Consider the following 13,834-nt stretch of genomic DNA (forward strand, 5'->3'; position numbering starts at 1 on the left):
TGTCGCGGGACGAGGTCTAGCGCGACTGCCGTTGCTGCTGTTGCGGGCGCGGCGGCGGCATGAAAAAGTTGCGCAGCCAGGCGGCGAGCCGTGTGAACACGTCATACGGCTCTTCGACAAAAATCTCCGGTTTCAGGAGCCGCAGATATTCCATGATCTGCTGCGCTTCCTGCTTCTGGAACGAGCCGTGCGAAATGCCCAGGCGCAACAGGCCGCGCAATTCGCCGAGCTTTTCGCGCGCGGCGCTGCCCACGCTGGTTTCGCACGCGACCTTTGCCTCGTACACACGCTGACGCAACGATTCCGCCAGACGCCACGCGGGCGTCTGCATGACTTCTTCGAGCGTCTGGATATCCTGCGCCGCCGACTTGATCTGCGCGGCGAGCGGGTCCACCAGCGAAGGCGCGCCTTCCGCTTCCTTGACGATCGCCGCGGCCCACTCGCGGCTCTGCTTCGCGAGTTCCTCAGGCGTCCATTCCGTGCGCGCGGCAAAGCCGAAGCCGAACTCGTTCGCCTGCTTCATCAGAATCGCGACGACGTCCGGAAACTCCTTGTCCAGCGTGCGCTTCGCCCATGCGTACTGGCCGCCCTGCAGCATCCGCTGCACGGCGTGCTCCGTCAGCGGCACCATGTTGTCGAGGAGCTTTGCACGCAGAAAATCCTCGAACGACGGCGTCGCGAACTGAGGGTCCAGTTTCACTGAGACCCGCACGAACGCCTCGAAATCCTTTCGCAAGGATGCGAGCGTTTCGTCCTTGATGTTAAGGGTAATCTGACCCATGTCTTATCCCGTTTCGTCGACCGCGCGACACCGTCGAGGCATTCGCCTCGTGCCGTGCATCCCCGTGCGCTGGCGGCACCGATATCCGGCGCGGTTCTGTCCGGCTTGCCGGCATGCCGTCGATAGACGCTGCCGGGTTCACGGACCACGAGTGTTTATCGGCGGATTGAAAGGGAACTTGAGGGCGGCGCGCCGTCCGGTCGAACGGCGCGCGAGGGCATGGGCCCGGCGTTACTTCAGCACGACGCCTTGCCAGAGGAAGAACACGGCGAGGCCGACGGCGATGGTGAGCAGCGGCCGGCGCGTGAGGGCGCTGACGGCAACGGCGGCTAGCGCGCCGACGAGTTGCGGGTTGTGCCACGTGAGTTCGGCGTCCGTGCCGTGCGGCGACACGGTCATCGGCACGATGATCGCCGTCAGCACGGTGACGGGCACGAAGCCAAGTGCGGTACGCACGAGCGGAGGAAACACGATGCGGTCGCCGAGTACGAACACCGCGGCACGGATCAGCCACGTGATGACGGCCATGCCGAGAATCAGGGCCACGTAGTTCATCGCGATGCCTCCGCTGCGCGGGTGCGCTGGAACGCCGGCAAGGACAGCAGCACGCCGACCGTTACGCCGACGAACACGGCGCCCAGCAGGCCGAGCTTGTACGGCCAGCCTTGCCAGAAGAACGCCAGCGCGCCGGCCGTGGCCGCGGCCGCCAGATAGCGCACGGCGACGAGTTGCGGCACCACGATCGCGATGAAGGTCGCGGCCATCGCGAAATCGAGCCCCAGCGATTGCAGGCCGGGGAAGGCCGCGCCGAACAGCAGGCCGATCAGCGTCCAGACCTGCCAGTTGAGGTACATCGACAGGCCCGAGCCCAAAAAGTAGTAAGGCCCGACGGAACCCGGCGGATGCAGCCGGTAGTGCGCCCATGCGACGGCGAACACTTCGTCGGTGAGCAGGCCGCCGAGCGCCCAGCGCCAGCGCGACGGCAGGTGCGATACGTACGGCGCGAGCGTCGCGCTGTAGAGCACGTGACGGACATTGACGACGAAAGTCGTCGCCCAGATGACGGCATAGCTCGCGTGGCCCGCAATCAGGCCGAGCGCGATGAATTGGGCCGATCCGGCAAACACGACCAGCGACATCAGCTGGCCGTGCCACAGGTGCAGCGGACCGGACGCGACGAGCGTGCCGTAGATCACACCGAACGGCGAGGCGCCGATGATCATTGGGAGCGTATCGCGTGCGCCGGCCGTGAGTTCCTTGAGGCGGTGAACGGGTTGTGCAGGGTGGGTCAATCTTTTCTCCTCGATGAGGCCGAGGATAGCCGGGCGAAGGGCGCCGCGGCTTGTACGTTCTTGCGCCTTGGGCTTTATTGATGCGGGGAGATTGCGGCGGCGCCGGCCCGGTGCTGCGTGCTCACGCGCGCGGCCGGTTCAGGCCGATTGCCAGCGCCCCGGCGGCACGCCGAACATGCGCCGGAAATGCCGCGTGAAGTGGCTTTGATCGGTGAACCCGCCTGCCGCCGCCACATCGGCCACTGATGCGCCCGCGCGCAACGGCGCGAGCGAGCGCTGCAGACGGACCTGATTGCGCCACGCGTGCGGCGGCAATCCCGTCGCGCGCGTGAAGAGCCGCGCCGCGTGAAACTGCGACAGGCCGACGGTATCGGCGAGATCCGCAAGCTTGAGCGGCGCGGCCAGATCGCCGGCCAGTTGCTCTTTCATCGTGATGACGCGGGTGTCGTCGGTGGCGAGTTGCGGCGTGTCGGGACGCGTGCGGCCGTAGCGCACGAGCAGCGTCGACAGCGCGTCGAGCATCGCCGTTTCCGCGACGAGCGGATCGCCGTTCGCCTCCAGCAGCTGATGCGCGCGCGACAGCCGCACGGCAAGGTCGGGATCGCGGATCACGTCGGCGTCGAACCACGGCAGCGGCTGCGCGCGACCCGCGATGTCTTCGGCGAGCGCGTGAATGAAATCGACGGGCGCGTACATCACGCGGTAGCGCCAGCCTTCGTCCATGGCGCGCGAGCCGGTATGCACTTCGCCGGGATTGATGATGGGCACGCTGCCTGCCTCGGCGACGTGGCGCGAACCCTGATACCGGTACGTTTCCGCGCCCGCCTCGATCACGGGAATCGTGTACGCGTCGTGCCAGTGCGGCGTGAACTCGTGATCGTGATATTCGGCCGTGAGCAGATCCGCGCCGGGCAGAAGCGGCGTGCGCCAGTAACGGGCGTTATCGCGGAAGCGGGTCGAAGTCATGAGCGAAGTCCGGGTGGACCTGTCAGTTTAGCGCGCCTTGTTCGGCTTGTTTGCCTCGGCCTGCTCAGAAGCGCGTTCAGCGAACGGGAATCGTCGTGCCGGCGGGCATCGGCACGGCCGTGACGCTGTTCTTCGCGCTGCCCGTCGCGACGCGATCGCTGTAGGTCAGGTACACGAGCGTATTGCGCTTCGAATCGACGACGCGTACCACGTGCAGCGTCTTGAAGATCAGCGACATCCGTTCCGTGAATACGTCGGACTGCTGGCGCAGCGGCTCGGGAATCTTGATGGCCGCGACCTGGCGGCACGCGATCGACGCCTCGGTCGGATCTTCGGCGATCCCGAGCGTACCCTTGATGCCGCCCGTGCGCGCCCGCGATACGTAGCAGGTGACGCCCTGCACGGCGGGATCGTCGTACGCTTCGACGACCACGCGATCCGAGCCGGTGATATGAAAGTTCGTGTTGACGCTGGCGACTTCCTCGGCCTGCGCGAGCGGCGCGCAGGCGAGCGCTGCCGAAGCGGCGAGGAAGGCGGCGGCGCGCACGTTGTGCGCACAGGGCAGGGCGAGTTTCATCAGGTGACCGGAAGAATGGGCGTTTGAAGAACAGGACGGGCAGACGGTTGCCAGTCAGAACGCCATCGTAACCTGGTTGCCAGCGCCGGCTGCCAACGTGCGATACGCTTGCGGCGCTTCTCTTCGGTCGACGGTCGATGAACCCGCGTACCGATAAGCGACGGCAGAAAAAGAAAAGGCCCGCACGAATGCGGGCCTTCGAATTTTGGCTCCCCGACCTGGGCTCGAACCAGGGACCTACGGATTAACAGTCCGGCGCTCTACCGACTGAGCTATCGGGGAACAGCAATACAACTTGTCGCTACATAAAAAAGCCCGCTTTGGTTAACGGGCTCTTGCAATTCTTTGGCTCCCCGACCTGGGCTCGAACCAGGGACCTACGGATTAACAGTCCGGCGCTCTACCGACTGAGCTATCGGGGAACAACAAAAGCAGAGAAGCGGAATTGTAGGAGGTGTTGCAGAAGCTGTCAATACCCTCGAATCATCTCAATTTAATTCGACTGATTCGCGCCTGGGCGACAGCTTGCAGCGCTCAACGCTCGAGCAGCGCCAGTTTTTCCTTCACGTCCTTGAATTCGTCGGCTTCGGCCAGCGGCGCCTTGGTCTTGGTGATGCTCGGCCATGCCTTCGCGAGCTCGGCGTTGAGCTCCGTGAAGTGCTGCTGGTCGCCGGGCACGTCTTCCTCGGCGTAGATGGCGTTCACCGGGCATTCCGCAACGCACACCGCGCAGTCGATACATTCATCCGGGTCGATCGCGAGGAAGTTGGGACCTTCGCGAAAGCAGTCCACCGGGCACACATCGACGCAGTCGGTATAGCGGCACTTGATGCAGCTTTCGGTCACAACGTGAGTCATTCAGGCAACTCCTGCAAACGATATCTTTTAGGTAATGGGGGATGGCGAGACGCCAAAAGCGGTATTGTAGCGTAACGTCAAGTAGTGCATACGCCATCGTCCCAAGCCTTTTATATCGTTTGGTGATTAGTTTATGGCGAGCAGTTTGCGCCGCGGGCGCCCGCCGGCCTTGACGCATTCAAACAACCGCCGGCGCGCATTCGGGTAACATGCGACAGCATCTTCGCGGGACCCGTGTTGAGCGGTTCTGCGCGAAGCCCGAAGCGCACAGGTGAACATGGCGCACACGGCGAACACGAAAGGGCGAGGGCGCACGAGGCCTGACGTCTTCCGATTTCATGCAGTCCCGGTTTGCAAGATCATGATCATTTCTTCGCTGCTCGACACTGACCTGTACAAGTTCACGATGATGCAGGTGGTGCTGCATTATTTCCCGGCTGCCAACGTCGAATACAAGTTCCGCTGCCGCACGCCGAACGTCAACCTCGTGCCGTACATCGACGAGATTCGCAGCGAAGTGCATAAGCTCTGCAAGCTGCGCTTCAGCGAAGGCGATCTCGACTATCTGCGCCGGATGCGCTTCATCAAGGGCGACTTCATCGACTTCCTCGCGCTCTTCCATCTGAACGAAAAGTACATCTCGATCACGCCTTCGGCGAAGGGCAACGGGGAGATCGAAATCGACATCAAGGGGCCGTGGCTGCACACGATCCTGTTCGAAATCCCCGTGCTTGCCATCGTCAACGAAGTGTATTTCCGCAACACGCAGCAGCAGCCCGATTACAGCGAAGGACGCGAGCGCCTGCGCGACAAGATCCAGCTGCTCGGTGCGCGCCCCGAGTTCGCCGACTGCAAGATCGCCGACTACGGCACGCGTCGCCGCTTCTCCGGACGCTGGCACGAAGAGGTGATCCTCACGCTCAAGGACGGCCTGCGCGACCAGTTCACGGGCACGAGCAACGTGTTCTACGCGATGAAGCATGGCCTGACGCCTCTCGGCACGATGGCGCACGAATACCTGCAGGCGTGCCAGGCGCTCGGCCCGCGTCTGCGCGACTCGCAGATCTTCGGCTTCGAAATGTGGGCGAAGGAATATCGCGGCGACCTGGGCATTGCGTTGTCGGACGTGTATGGCATGCAGGCATTTCTCCGTGATTTCGACATGTACTTCTGCAAGCTCTTCGACGGCGCGCGCCATGATTCCGGCGACCCGTTCGACTGGGGCGAACGTCTTCTCGCGCACTACGAAGCGAACCGCTGCGACCCGCGCACGAAAGTGCTCGTTTTCTCCGACGCGCTCGACATCCCGAAGGTGCTGCAGCTGTACGAGCGCTTCCGGGGCCGCTGCAAGCTCGCGTTCGGCGTCGGCACGAACCTCACGAACGACCTCGGCTACAACCCGCTGCAGATCGTCATCAAGATGGTCAAGTGCAATGGCCAGCCCGTCGCGAAGCTGTCCGATTCGCCGGGCAAGAACATGTGCGAAGACAAGGCGTACCTTGCGTATCTGCGCCAGGTGTTCGGCATCAATCAGCCTGAGGAAGAAGCCGCGGGCAAGTGACGCGCGGCCACGCTTTGGTGTTGCAGCCGGAGAGCATGTGAGGGCATTGTCGGCGCTTCGCACAAGTGCCGCTATATGCCGTTCGGCCAGGTGTTGGCATGAAGGGCGGCCGGTATAATTCGACCGTCAATGTGCGCAATGAGCAGGCGCATTTCGCACGCGTATGTCCCACGTTCAGCACGACCACCGGCACGAGGATATTGCACATGGATACATCGACGGCCCGCCGCAACATCCTGGCGCGCATCCGCGCGGGGCAAGGGCGCGAGCCCGAGCCGGCCGCGTCCGAACGCGAGGCGGCGCAGGCGTATGTCGCAAGCCGTCCGCAAGGTCCGCGTCCGCCCATGCCGGCCGATCTCGTCGCGCATTTCATCGAGCAGGCAAAGAAGATGGCGACCACGGTCGATACCGTCGAGTCGCTTGCCGACGCGCCCGCTGCCGCGCACCGTTACCTTTCCGAACTGAATCTTCCGACTCAGGCCATCGCATGGCAGACGCTCGAAGCGCTGCCTTGGGGCGGCTCAGGCATCGACGTCGAGTTTCGCAAGCCGCGCGACGAAGACCGCGTCGGCATCACGGGCTGCTTCTGCGCGACGGCTGAAACGGGCACGCTGGTGCTGCTGTCCGGGCCAGAGACGTATGCGTCGGCGGGCTTGCTACCGGAGACGCATATCGCGATCGTGCCGGCCTCGCGCATCGTCGCCGGTCATGAGGAAGCGTTCAACCTGATCCGCAGCGAACGCGGCGAACTGCCGCGCGCCGTCAACTTCGTCTCAGGCCCGTCGCGTACGGGCGATATCGAACAAACCATCGTGCTGGGCGCGCACGGTCCTTATCGCGTGCATGCGATCGTCGTGCGTGGCGCGTAACGCTGTGTCGTTGCAGGGACGTGTTGAGCGTGCGTGTTCTCGCGCATGTTCTCAAATGGGCGGCGTCGCGTTGTTGTTCGTGCTGTCATGCTGGCCGCTTGCAGCATCGGCCGCGAGTCTCGACGGCGCTTCGCTTTCTGCCTGGTGGGGCGTGCCGTTCGCGGGCGTCCTGCTGTCGATTGCCGTGTTCCCACTTGTCGCGCCCAAGCTTTGGCATCACCACTTCGGCAAGATTTCTGCTGGGTGGGCCGTCGTGTTCCTCGTGCCGTTCGCTTTCGCGTTCGGCGCATCGATAGCGTTCGGCACGCTGATTCATGCGCTGCTCGAAGAGTATGTGCCGTTCATCGTGTTGCTGACGGTGCTCTATACCGTCGCGGGCGGTATCTGCGTGACGGGCAATCTGCGCGGCTCGCCGCGCCTGAATACGGCGCTGCTCGCGCTCGGCACGGCGCTCGCGAGCATCATGGGCACCACGGGCGCGGCGATGCTGCTGATCCGGCCTCTCTTGCGCGCGAACGACAACCGTAGGCACGTTGTGCATGTCGTCGTGTTTTTTATCTTCCTGGTCGCGAACGCGGGCGGTTCGCTGTCGCCGCTCGGCGATCCGCCGCTGTTCCTCGGTTTCCTGAATGGCGTCGGCTTCTTCTGGACGACCGTGCATCTCGCGCTGCCGATGCTGTTCATCTGCATCGTGCTCCTCGCCGTTTTCTACGCACTCGATACGTACTATTTCCGGCATCGCGAAGAAACGCTTCCTGTCGATCCGTCGCCTGATACGCTTGCCGTTGGCGTCGTCGGCAAGATCAACTTCGTGCTACTTGCGGCGGTGATCGCGCTGGTGCTGATGAGCGGCATCTGGAAACCCGGCATCACGTTCGATGTGGCGGGCACGCACGTCGAACTGCAGAATGTCGTGCGGGACGCGGGGCTGATCGCGGTGACGCTGCTGTCGCTCGCTATTACGCCGCGCGCCGCGCGCGAGGGCAACGCGTTCAACTGGGCGCCCATCGAAGAGGTCGCGAAACTGTTCGCGGGAATCTTCGTGACGATCGCGCCTGTCATCATGATGTTGCGCGCGGGCGAGGCGGGGGCGTTCAGCGGCATCGTGCATCTCGTCAACGACGCGGCCGGCCAGCCGCGCGACGAGATGTATTTCTGGGCGACGGGGCTGTTGTCGTCGTTCCTCGATAATGCTCCCACGTACCTCGTGTTCTTCAACCTCGCGGGCGGCGACGCGCAGACGTTGACGACCACGGGCGCATCGACGCTCGCAGCCATTTCGGCGGGCGCAGTGTTCATGGGCGCGAACAGCTACATCGGCAACGCGCCGAATTTCATGGTCAAGGCGATCGCCGAATCGCGCGGCGTGAAGATGCCGAGTTTTTTCGGGTATCTCGCGTGGTCGGGCGTCGTGCTGATACCGTTGTTCATCGCGACATCGTTGATTTTCTTTTGATGCCGTGCGCGCGCCGAAAGGGGTGCGCTACGGCCTGATACTCGGAGAATGGCAATGCAAAAGGTTCTGGTTGCGCGTCCCATCTTTCCGGATGTGATCGAGCGCCTCAAGCAGCATTTCGAAGTGGACTGGCACAACGGCGACGTGCTGCCCGCCGACGAACTCAAGCGCCGCCTCGCCGACAAGGATGGTGCGCTGACGGCTGGCGACGCGATCGACGCGTCCGTGCTGTCCGCCGCGCCGCGCCTGCGCGTGGTGTCGAACATGGCAGTCGGTTACAACAACTTCGACATGGCGGCGTTCAACGCGGCGAACGTGCTCGGCACGAACACGCCCGACGTGCTCAACGAATCGACGGCGGATTTCGGCTGGGCGCTGATGATGGCGGCTGCGCGCCGCATCGCGGAATCGGAGCACTGGCTGCGGGCGGGCAAATGGGAAAAGTGGTCGTACGACGGCTTTCTCGGCTCGGACCTGTATGGCTCGACGCTCGGCGTGATCGGCATGGGCCGCATCGGGCAGGCGCTCGCGCGTCGCGCGCGCGGCTTCAACATGAACGTGATCTATCACAACCGCTCGCGCGTCGCGCCGGAGATCGAGGCCGAGCTGAACGCGGAGTACGCGTCGAAGCAGGACTTGCTGCGTCGTGCCGATCACGTCGTGCTCGTGCTGCCGTACACGGCTGAGAACCATCACACCATCGGCACCGCCGAACTCGCGCTGATGAAGCCGACGGCGACGCTGACGAATATCGCGCGCGGCGGCATCGTCGACGACGCGGCGCTTGCCGAGGCTTTGCGCGAGAAGCGTATCGCCGCGGCGGGCCTCGACGTGTTCGAGGGCGAGCCGAAGCTCAACCCGGCGCTGCTCACCGTGCCGAATGTCGTGCTGACGCCGCATATCGCGAGCGCGACGGAAGCGACGCGCCGCGCGATGGCGAATCTCGCCGCCGACAATCTGATCGCTGGCTTGGGCGAGGGTCCGCGCGCCGGGCGTCCGCCGAACCCTATCAACCCTGATGTGATCGGGAAGGCGCGTTCATGACGATGGTTTTAATCGCGGCCGTTGCCGTACTGGCCGTTGCGCTGGTGATTGCGCTGTTCATGCTGATGCGCGGCAACAGCGTCGCGCAACAACAGATGCAATTCGACGAACTGGGCGAGCGCCTCGATGCCGCGGCGCTTGCGCAGACGCGCGAGTACGAGCGGCTCGAACGCGAGCTACGCGGCGAAATCTCGGAAACGGCGCGCGTGTCCCGCACAGAACTGAGCGGCGGTTTCTCGCAGTTCCAGCAGACGCTCGCTTCGCAGTTCACGAGCATGACGACCGTGCAGGCCGCCAAGATCGACGGCTTTGCGCAGCAACTCGTCAAGCTGACGGATACGAATACGCAACAGCTCGACGCCGTGCGCCACAGTCTGCAACAGCAGGCGCAACAGGCGCGCGACGAACAGGGCATCACGCTGAAGCGTTTCGGCGAAACGTTGCAGCAGCAACTGGCGCAGGTGACGGAGGCAAACGACCGGCGCTTCGCGGAAGTGCGCGCGACCATCGAGCAGCGGCTGAAAGACATCGAGGCGAACAACTCGACGAAGCTCGAAGAAATGCGTCGCACCGTCGACGAAAAACTGCACGCGACACTCGAACAGCGGCTTGGCGAATCGTTCAAGCTCGTGTCCGATCGTCTCGAGCAGGTGCATCGCGGTCTCGGCGAAATGCAGACTTTGGCCGCCGGTGTCGGAGATTTGAAGAAGGTTCTGACGAACGTTAAGACGCGCGGCACATGGGGCGAAGTACAGCTCGAAGCGTTGCTTGAACAGGTGCTGACGTCCGATCAGTACGCGAAGAACGTTGCGACGATTCCGAAGAGCAACGATCGCGTCGAGTTCGCGATCAAGCTGCCGGGACGTCAGCCGACTCCCGATGCGGCCGCAACGCCCGTATGGCTGCCCATCGATGCGAAATTTCCGCGTGAAGACTATGAACGTCTGATCGAAGCGCAGGAGCGTGCCGACCCAGTCGCAGTCGAAGACGCGTCGCGCGCGCTCGAAGGGCGGATTCGCGCGGAAGCGAAGACGATTGCGGAAAAGTACGTGTCGCCGCCGCATACCACGGACTTCGCGCTGCTGTTCCTGCCGACGGAAGGCTTGTACGCCGAGATTCTGCGTCGTCCGGGTCTCACGGATCTTCTGCAGCGCGACTATCGCGTGACGATTGCCGGGCCGACGACGTTGACGGCCTTGCTCAACAGTTTGCAGATGGGTTTCCGCACGCTCGCCATCGAAAAGCGTTCGAGCGAAGTGTGGCAGGTGCTGGGCGCGGTGAAAACGGAGTTCGGCAAATTCGGCGACGTGCTGGCGAAGACCAAGTCGCAACTCGAAACCGTCACGCGTTCGATCGAGGCAGCGGAAGTGCGTACGCGTCAGATGAACAAAAAGCTGCGCGACGTCGAGGCGTTGCCCGAAGAACGGGCGGCGGGCTTGCTCGGGGACTCGCTGTCCGGAGTCGATGCGGAAGAGTCTTGATGCAGGGAAGGCTGGTAACGCTTGACCGCGATGGTTAAGCGTCTCGCCAGCCAGCAGGGCAGCTTCGAACCTCGAATGGAAGCGAAGCTGCGCCCGCCGGGCGTGTGCGCAAGTCAGTCCGCGCTTGCCGCCAGTTGATCGAGCGCGTCGCCCGTAATGCGCACGACGCGCCAGTCCGGCAACACGGTCGCGCCCATCTTCTGATAAAAATCGATGGCAGGCTGATTCCAGTCCAGCACCGACCATTCGAAGCGGCCGCACTGCCGCTCGACAGCCAACGCAGCCAGATAGCGCAACATCTTCGACCCGAGCCCCGTGCCGCGCTCGGTCGGCTGCACGTACAGGTCTTCGAGATACAGGCCGCGCCGTCCGAGGAACGTCGAGTAGTTGTGGAAGAACAGCGCGTAGCTGATCATCTTGCCGTCGCGCTCCGCGACGATCGCTTCCGCCGAGGGACGCGCGCCGAACAGCGCGTCGCGCAGGCCGTCTTCCGTCGCGATGAACAGATGTGTGAGCTTCTCGAACTCGGCCAGCTCGTACATCAGCGCGAGCATCGTGCCGACGTCTTCACGCGTGGCCGCGCGGATCGTCGCGGACATTACGCTTCCTCCGGCACGTCGCTCAACTGGATCTCGATGCCGCCGAAGCGCGAGGCCACCCAGTTGTACGCGTGGCATGCAATCCACAGCAGGATGAAGCCCAGAATCGCGTTGAGCAGCAGCGCGCTGAACACGGTGCTCAGTTCCACGGACCCGTAACGGATGAAGGCGACCAGCACGCCGAGCAGCACGATAGGCACACTGAACGTCAGATACACGAGGATCAATGCCTTTGCCGTTTGCCCCGGTGCAATGAACGAGATCTGTTTTTTCATGTAAGTCAAACCCGTATGTCGTAGTGGATTGCGTAAAAACCTGCCAGCCTCGTGTGGTCAGATGAGGCCGTCGAACAGCATGATGTCGACGGCGTCGCCCGGATCGAGATCGCCCTGGTCGTGGGCGAGCACGATGAAGCAATTTGCTTCGCTCATCGAACTGAGCACGCCGGAGCCTTGCGAGCCCGTCGGCGTGACGCGCCATGCGCCTTGCGCGTCGCGCTGCGCGATGCCGCGCTGGAATTCGGTGCGGCCCGGCCGTTTGCGGATCGTGTCGACGCACGCTGCGCGGATCAGCGGCACAGGATGCGTCGTCGCGCCGGACATCCGCAGCAGCACTTCGCGCACGATCTGGTAGAACGCCGCCATCACCGCGACGGGGTTGCCCGGCAGACCGAAAAAGATTGCCGGTTTGCCCGCGCCGGGCTTGCCGCCCGACCAGATACGCCCGAACGCCAGCGGCCGGCCCGGGCGCATCGCGAGACTCCAGTGCGCGACGTCGCCGAGCATGCGCAGCATTTGCTTCGTCAGATCGGCTTCGCCCACGGAAACGCCGCCGGAGGTTATCACGACATCCGCGCTCGATGCAGCCGTTCGCAGTGCTTCTTCAAGCGCGGCGGGTTCGTCGCGGACCACGCCGAGGTCGATGGGATCGACGTCGAGTCGCTTGAGCATCGCGAACAGCGTATAGCGGTTGCTGTCATAGACGCAGCCCGGATCGAGCGGCTGGCCGATCGAGCGCAGCTCGTCGCCCGTCGAAAAGAATGCGACACGCAGACGGCGGCGCACGGACACCTCGCCAATGCCCAGTGACGCGAGCAGCCCGAGGTCCGACGCGCGCACGATTCGGCCCGCCTTCAGCGCGACCGCGCCCTGCGCAAGGTCTTCGCCCGCGAGGCGCCGGTTCGCGCCCGTGCGTAATTGCGCAGCCGGAAAGCGGATGGTGTCGCCGTCGCGCGTGACGGCTTCCTGCGGCACGACGGTGTCGCAGCCAGCGGGCATCGTCGCGCCCGTCATCACGCGAACGCATTGCGTGCGCTCGATGCTTCCCGCGAACGGATGCCCCGCGAAGGCCTTGCCCGCCACGCTCAGCGTCAGCTCACGCTTTTCACCAGGTACGCCCGTTTGAACTGCGAGCGCCGCGCCTGCAAACGCGTAGCCGTCCATCGCGGAGTTGTCGTGCGCGGGCACGTCGATGGGCGACACGATGTCCTGCGCCAGCACGCGGTTCAGCGCGTCACGCAGATGGACGCGCTCGACGGTCGTCACGGGTGTCGCCCACTCGCGCACGATCGCCTGTACGGCGGACACCGGCATGGCTTGAGCGTCGTACTGTGCGACGCAACTCGAAGTTTCGTTCAGCGTGGTCATGAAAGGGGAGCGTCGCGACGGGATGCGGTGCGGCGGCGGCCGGGCGGCAATCGCGGCAAATGGCGCTGCTAATGTTAAACCCGGTCAACCGCGTTCGAGGTCGGCGAGTTCCTGCAGTGAATTGATATTGTAAAACGTGCGCTCGTCCGGAAAGGCGACTTCGACCGCCCTGTGGCGTGCGTACCACGTGCGAACCTTGCGCTCTCCCGCCTGCAGAAAGCCTTCGAGATCGTCGGCCAGCGACGTGCGCACGAGCGCGAAAACGGGGTGAATCGACGTGTCGCCCTGGGCGTCCGTGGTCGTGACGGTTGCGATGCCGGAGTCACGCGCATCGAGCGCGGTTGCGAGGCGCTCGGCGAGATCAGCCGGAAAGCCTGGCGTGTCGCAGGGTGCCGACAGCACGAACGGTGTACGCGCTGCGCGCAAACCGGCGAGGAGACCGGCGAGCGGACCGGGAAAATCAGGCAGCGTGTCGGAGATGACGGTTGCGTGAAACGGCTCGCCCAGTTCCGCGTAGCGTGCCGTGTGACGGTTCGCGCTGATCAGAAGCGGCCCGGCCTGCGGCGCGAGACGCCGCATCACGTGGAGCGCGAGCGGTTCGCCGTGCAACATCTGCAGGCCTTTGTCGACGCCGCCCATGCGCATGCCGCGTCCGCCTGCGAGCAGCAGGCCGGTGATCTCGTCGCGCGTGATGCTCATTGGAA

15 protein-coding genes and 2 tRNA genes are annotated in these 13,834 nt (G+C 64.0%); 5 read left to right on the forward strand and 12 right to left on the reverse strand.

Annotated elements, in window-relative coordinates:
- Positions 1-16: 16 nt before the first annotated feature.
- The 8 genes from C2L65_RS04255 to fdxA form a co-directional block, all read right to left on the reverse strand.
- On the reverse strand, positions 17-781 hold the full coding sequence (locus tag C2L65_RS04255; protein ID WP_035990141.1) for a DUF4088 family protein: 765 nt from the start codon (positions 779-781) through the stop codon (positions 17-19).
- Between the two features lie 231 nt (positions 782-1,012).
- A complete protein-coding gene (locus C2L65_RS04260; RefSeq protein ID WP_042306845.1) occupies positions 1,013-1,336 on the reverse strand; it encodes an AzlD domain-containing protein in 324 nt (107 codons plus the stop codon).
- On the reverse strand, positions 1,333-2,004 hold the full coding sequence (locus C2L65_RS04265; RefSeq protein ID WP_233446496.1) for an AzlC family ABC transporter permease: 672 nt from the start codon (positions 2,002-2,004) through the stop codon (positions 1,333-1,335). Before C2L65_RS04265 ends, C2L65_RS04260 begins: the two co-directional genes overlap by 4 nt.
- Positions 2,005-2,211: 207 nt before the next feature.
- Positions 2,212-3,039 (reverse strand): AraC family transcriptional regulator, encoded by an 828-nt coding sequence (locus C2L65_RS04270; RefSeq protein WP_042306847.1) that lies wholly within the window; start codon positions 3,037-3,039, stop codon positions 2,212-2,214.
- 76 nt (positions 3,040-3,115) lie between these two features.
- On the reverse strand, positions 3,116-3,616 hold the full coding sequence (locus tag C2L65_RS04275) for a CreA family protein (protein WP_042306849.1): 501 nt from the start codon (positions 3,614-3,616) through the stop codon (positions 3,116-3,118).
- A gap of 206 nt (positions 3,617-3,822) precedes the next feature.
- Positions 3,823-3,898, reverse strand: a tRNA-Asn gene (locus C2L65_RS04280).
- A 64-nt stretch (positions 3,899-3,962) separates the two neighbouring features.
- A tRNA-Asn gene (locus C2L65_RS04285) sits at positions 3,963-4,038 on the reverse strand.
- Positions 4,039-4,150: 112 nt separating this feature from the next.
- Positions 4,151-4,474: a ferredoxin FdxA gene (gene fdxA, locus C2L65_RS04290; RefSeq protein WP_007741795.1), complete on the reverse strand. Its 324-nt coding sequence runs from the start codon at positions 4,472-4,474 to the stop codon at positions 4,151-4,153.
- 361 nt (positions 4,475-4,835) lie between these two features.
- On the opposite strand from fdxA, the gene pncB reads away from it, so the two are divergent.
- The 5 genes from pncB (at position 4,836) to C2L65_RS04320 (ending at position 10,885) form a co-directional block, all read left to right on the forward strand.
- A complete protein-coding gene (pncB, locus tag C2L65_RS04300; RefSeq protein WP_042306851.1) occupies positions 4,836-6,035 on the forward strand; it encodes a nicotinate phosphoribosyltransferase in 1,200 nt (399 codons plus the stop codon).
- Positions 6,036-6,241: 206 nt separating this feature from the next.
- On the forward strand, positions 6,242-6,904 hold the full coding sequence (locus tag C2L65_RS04305) for a LutC/YkgG family protein (protein WP_042306954.1): 663 nt from the start codon (positions 6,242-6,244) through the stop codon (positions 6,902-6,904).
- 55 nt (positions 6,905-6,959) lie between these two features.
- On the forward strand, positions 6,960-8,360 hold the full coding sequence (locus C2L65_RS04310; RefSeq protein ID WP_042306852.1) for a sodium:proton antiporter: 1,401 nt from the start codon (positions 6,960-6,962) through the stop codon (positions 8,358-8,360).
- Between the two features lie 54 nt (positions 8,361-8,414).
- The gene (locus C2L65_RS04315; RefSeq protein WP_042306854.1) at positions 8,415-9,404 is read left to right on the forward strand and encodes a 2-hydroxyacid dehydrogenase; all 990 of its coding nucleotides are present in this window, start codon (positions 8,415-8,417) and stop codon (positions 9,402-9,404) included.
- Positions 9,401-10,885 (forward strand): DNA recombination protein RmuC, encoded by a 1,485-nt coding sequence (locus C2L65_RS04320; protein WP_042306856.1) that lies wholly within the window; start codon positions 9,401-9,403, stop codon positions 10,883-10,885. Before C2L65_RS04315 ends, C2L65_RS04320 begins: the two co-directional genes overlap by 4 nt.
- A gap of 113 nt (positions 10,886-10,998) precedes the next feature.
- Here the strand turns inward: C2L65_RS04320 and C2L65_RS04325 are convergent, their stop codons facing one another.
- The 4 genes from C2L65_RS04325 to mobA form a co-directional block, all read right to left on the reverse strand.
- Entirely contained in the window at positions 10,999-11,484 is a 486-nt protein-coding gene (locus C2L65_RS04325) for a GNAT family N-acetyltransferase (protein WP_042306857.1), read from the reverse strand.
- Entirely contained in the window at positions 11,484-11,759 is a 276-nt protein-coding gene (locus C2L65_RS04330; RefSeq protein WP_007741774.1) for a hypothetical protein, read from the reverse strand. Before C2L65_RS04330 ends, C2L65_RS04325 begins: the two co-directional genes overlap by 1 nt.
- A gap of 57 nt (positions 11,760-11,816) precedes the next feature.
- Complete coding sequence (moeA, locus tag C2L65_RS04335; protein WP_042306858.1) at positions 11,817-13,130, reverse strand: molybdopterin molybdotransferase MoeA; 1,314 nt, start codon at positions 13,128-13,130, stop codon at positions 11,817-11,819.
- Positions 13,131-13,214: 84 nt separating this feature from the next.
- A complete protein-coding gene (mobA, locus tag C2L65_RS04340; RefSeq protein WP_042306861.1) occupies positions 13,215-13,829 on the reverse strand; it encodes a molybdenum cofactor guanylyltransferase MobA in 615 nt (204 codons plus the stop codon).
- Positions 13,830-13,834 lie beyond the last annotated feature (5 nt).

It is taken from the genome of Paraburkholderia terrae (assembly GCF_002902925.1).
In the GTDB taxonomy this organism is placed as follows: domain Bacteria; phylum Pseudomonadota; class Gammaproteobacteria; order Burkholderiales; family Burkholderiaceae; genus Paraburkholderia; species Paraburkholderia terrae.

Excerpts from the sequence above, each read along its gene's own strand:
- moeA (WP_042306858.1), bottom strand. The coding sequence starts at position 13,130 with ATGACCACGCTGAACGAAACTTCGAGTTGCGTCGCACAGTACGACGCT.
- C2L65_RS04270 (WP_042306847.1), bottom strand. The coding sequence starts at position 3,039 with ATGACTTCGACCCGCTTCCGCGATAACGCCCGTTACTGGCGCACGCCG.
- pncB (WP_042306851.1), top strand. The coding sequence starts at position 4,836 with ATGATCATTTCTTCGCTGCTCGACACTGACCTGTACAAGTTCACGATG.
- C2L65_RS04305 (WP_042306954.1), top strand. The coding sequence starts at position 6,242 with ATGGATACATCGACGGCCCGCCGCAACATCCTGGCGCGCATCCGCGCG.
- C2L65_RS04255 (WP_035990141.1), bottom strand. The coding sequence starts at position 781 with ATGGGTCAGATTACCCTTAACATCAAGGACGAAACGCTCGCATCCTTG.
- C2L65_RS04315 (WP_042306854.1), top strand. The coding sequence starts at position 8,415 with ATGCAAAAGGTTCTGGTTGCGCGTCCCATCTTTCCGGATGTGATCGAG.
- C2L65_RS04325 (WP_042306857.1), bottom strand. The coding sequence starts at position 11,484 with ATGTCCGCGACGATCCGCGCGGCCACGCGTGAAGACGTCGGCACGATG.
- mobA (WP_042306861.1), bottom strand. The coding sequence starts at position 13,829 with ATGAGCATCACGCGCGACGAGATCACCGGCCTGCTGCTCGCAGGCGGA.
- fdxA (WP_007741795.1), bottom strand. The coding sequence starts at position 4,474 with ATGACTCACGTTGTGACCGAAAGCTGCATCAAGTGCCGCTATACCGAC.
- C2L65_RS04310 (WP_042306852.1), top strand. The coding sequence starts at position 6,960 with ATGGGCGGCGTCGCGTTGTTGTTCGTGCTGTCATGCTGGCCGCTTGCA.
- C2L65_RS04265 (WP_233446496.1), bottom strand. The coding sequence starts at position 2,004 with ATGATCATCGGCGCCTCGCCGTTCGGTGTGATCTACGGCACGCTCGTC.
- C2L65_RS04330 (WP_007741774.1), bottom strand. The coding sequence starts at position 11,759 with ATGAAAAAACAGATCTCGTTCATTGCACCGGGGCAAACGGCAAAGGCA.
- C2L65_RS04260 (WP_042306845.1), bottom strand. The coding sequence starts at position 1,336 with ATGAACTACGTGGCCCTGATTCTCGGCATGGCCGTCATCACGTGGCTG.
- C2L65_RS04320 (WP_042306856.1), top strand. The coding sequence starts at position 9,401 with ATGACGATGGTTTTAATCGCGGCCGTTGCCGTACTGGCCGTTGCGCTG.
- C2L65_RS04275 (WP_042306849.1), bottom strand. The coding sequence starts at position 3,616 with ATGAAACTCGCCCTGCCCTGTGCGCACAACGTGCGCGCCGCCGCCTTC.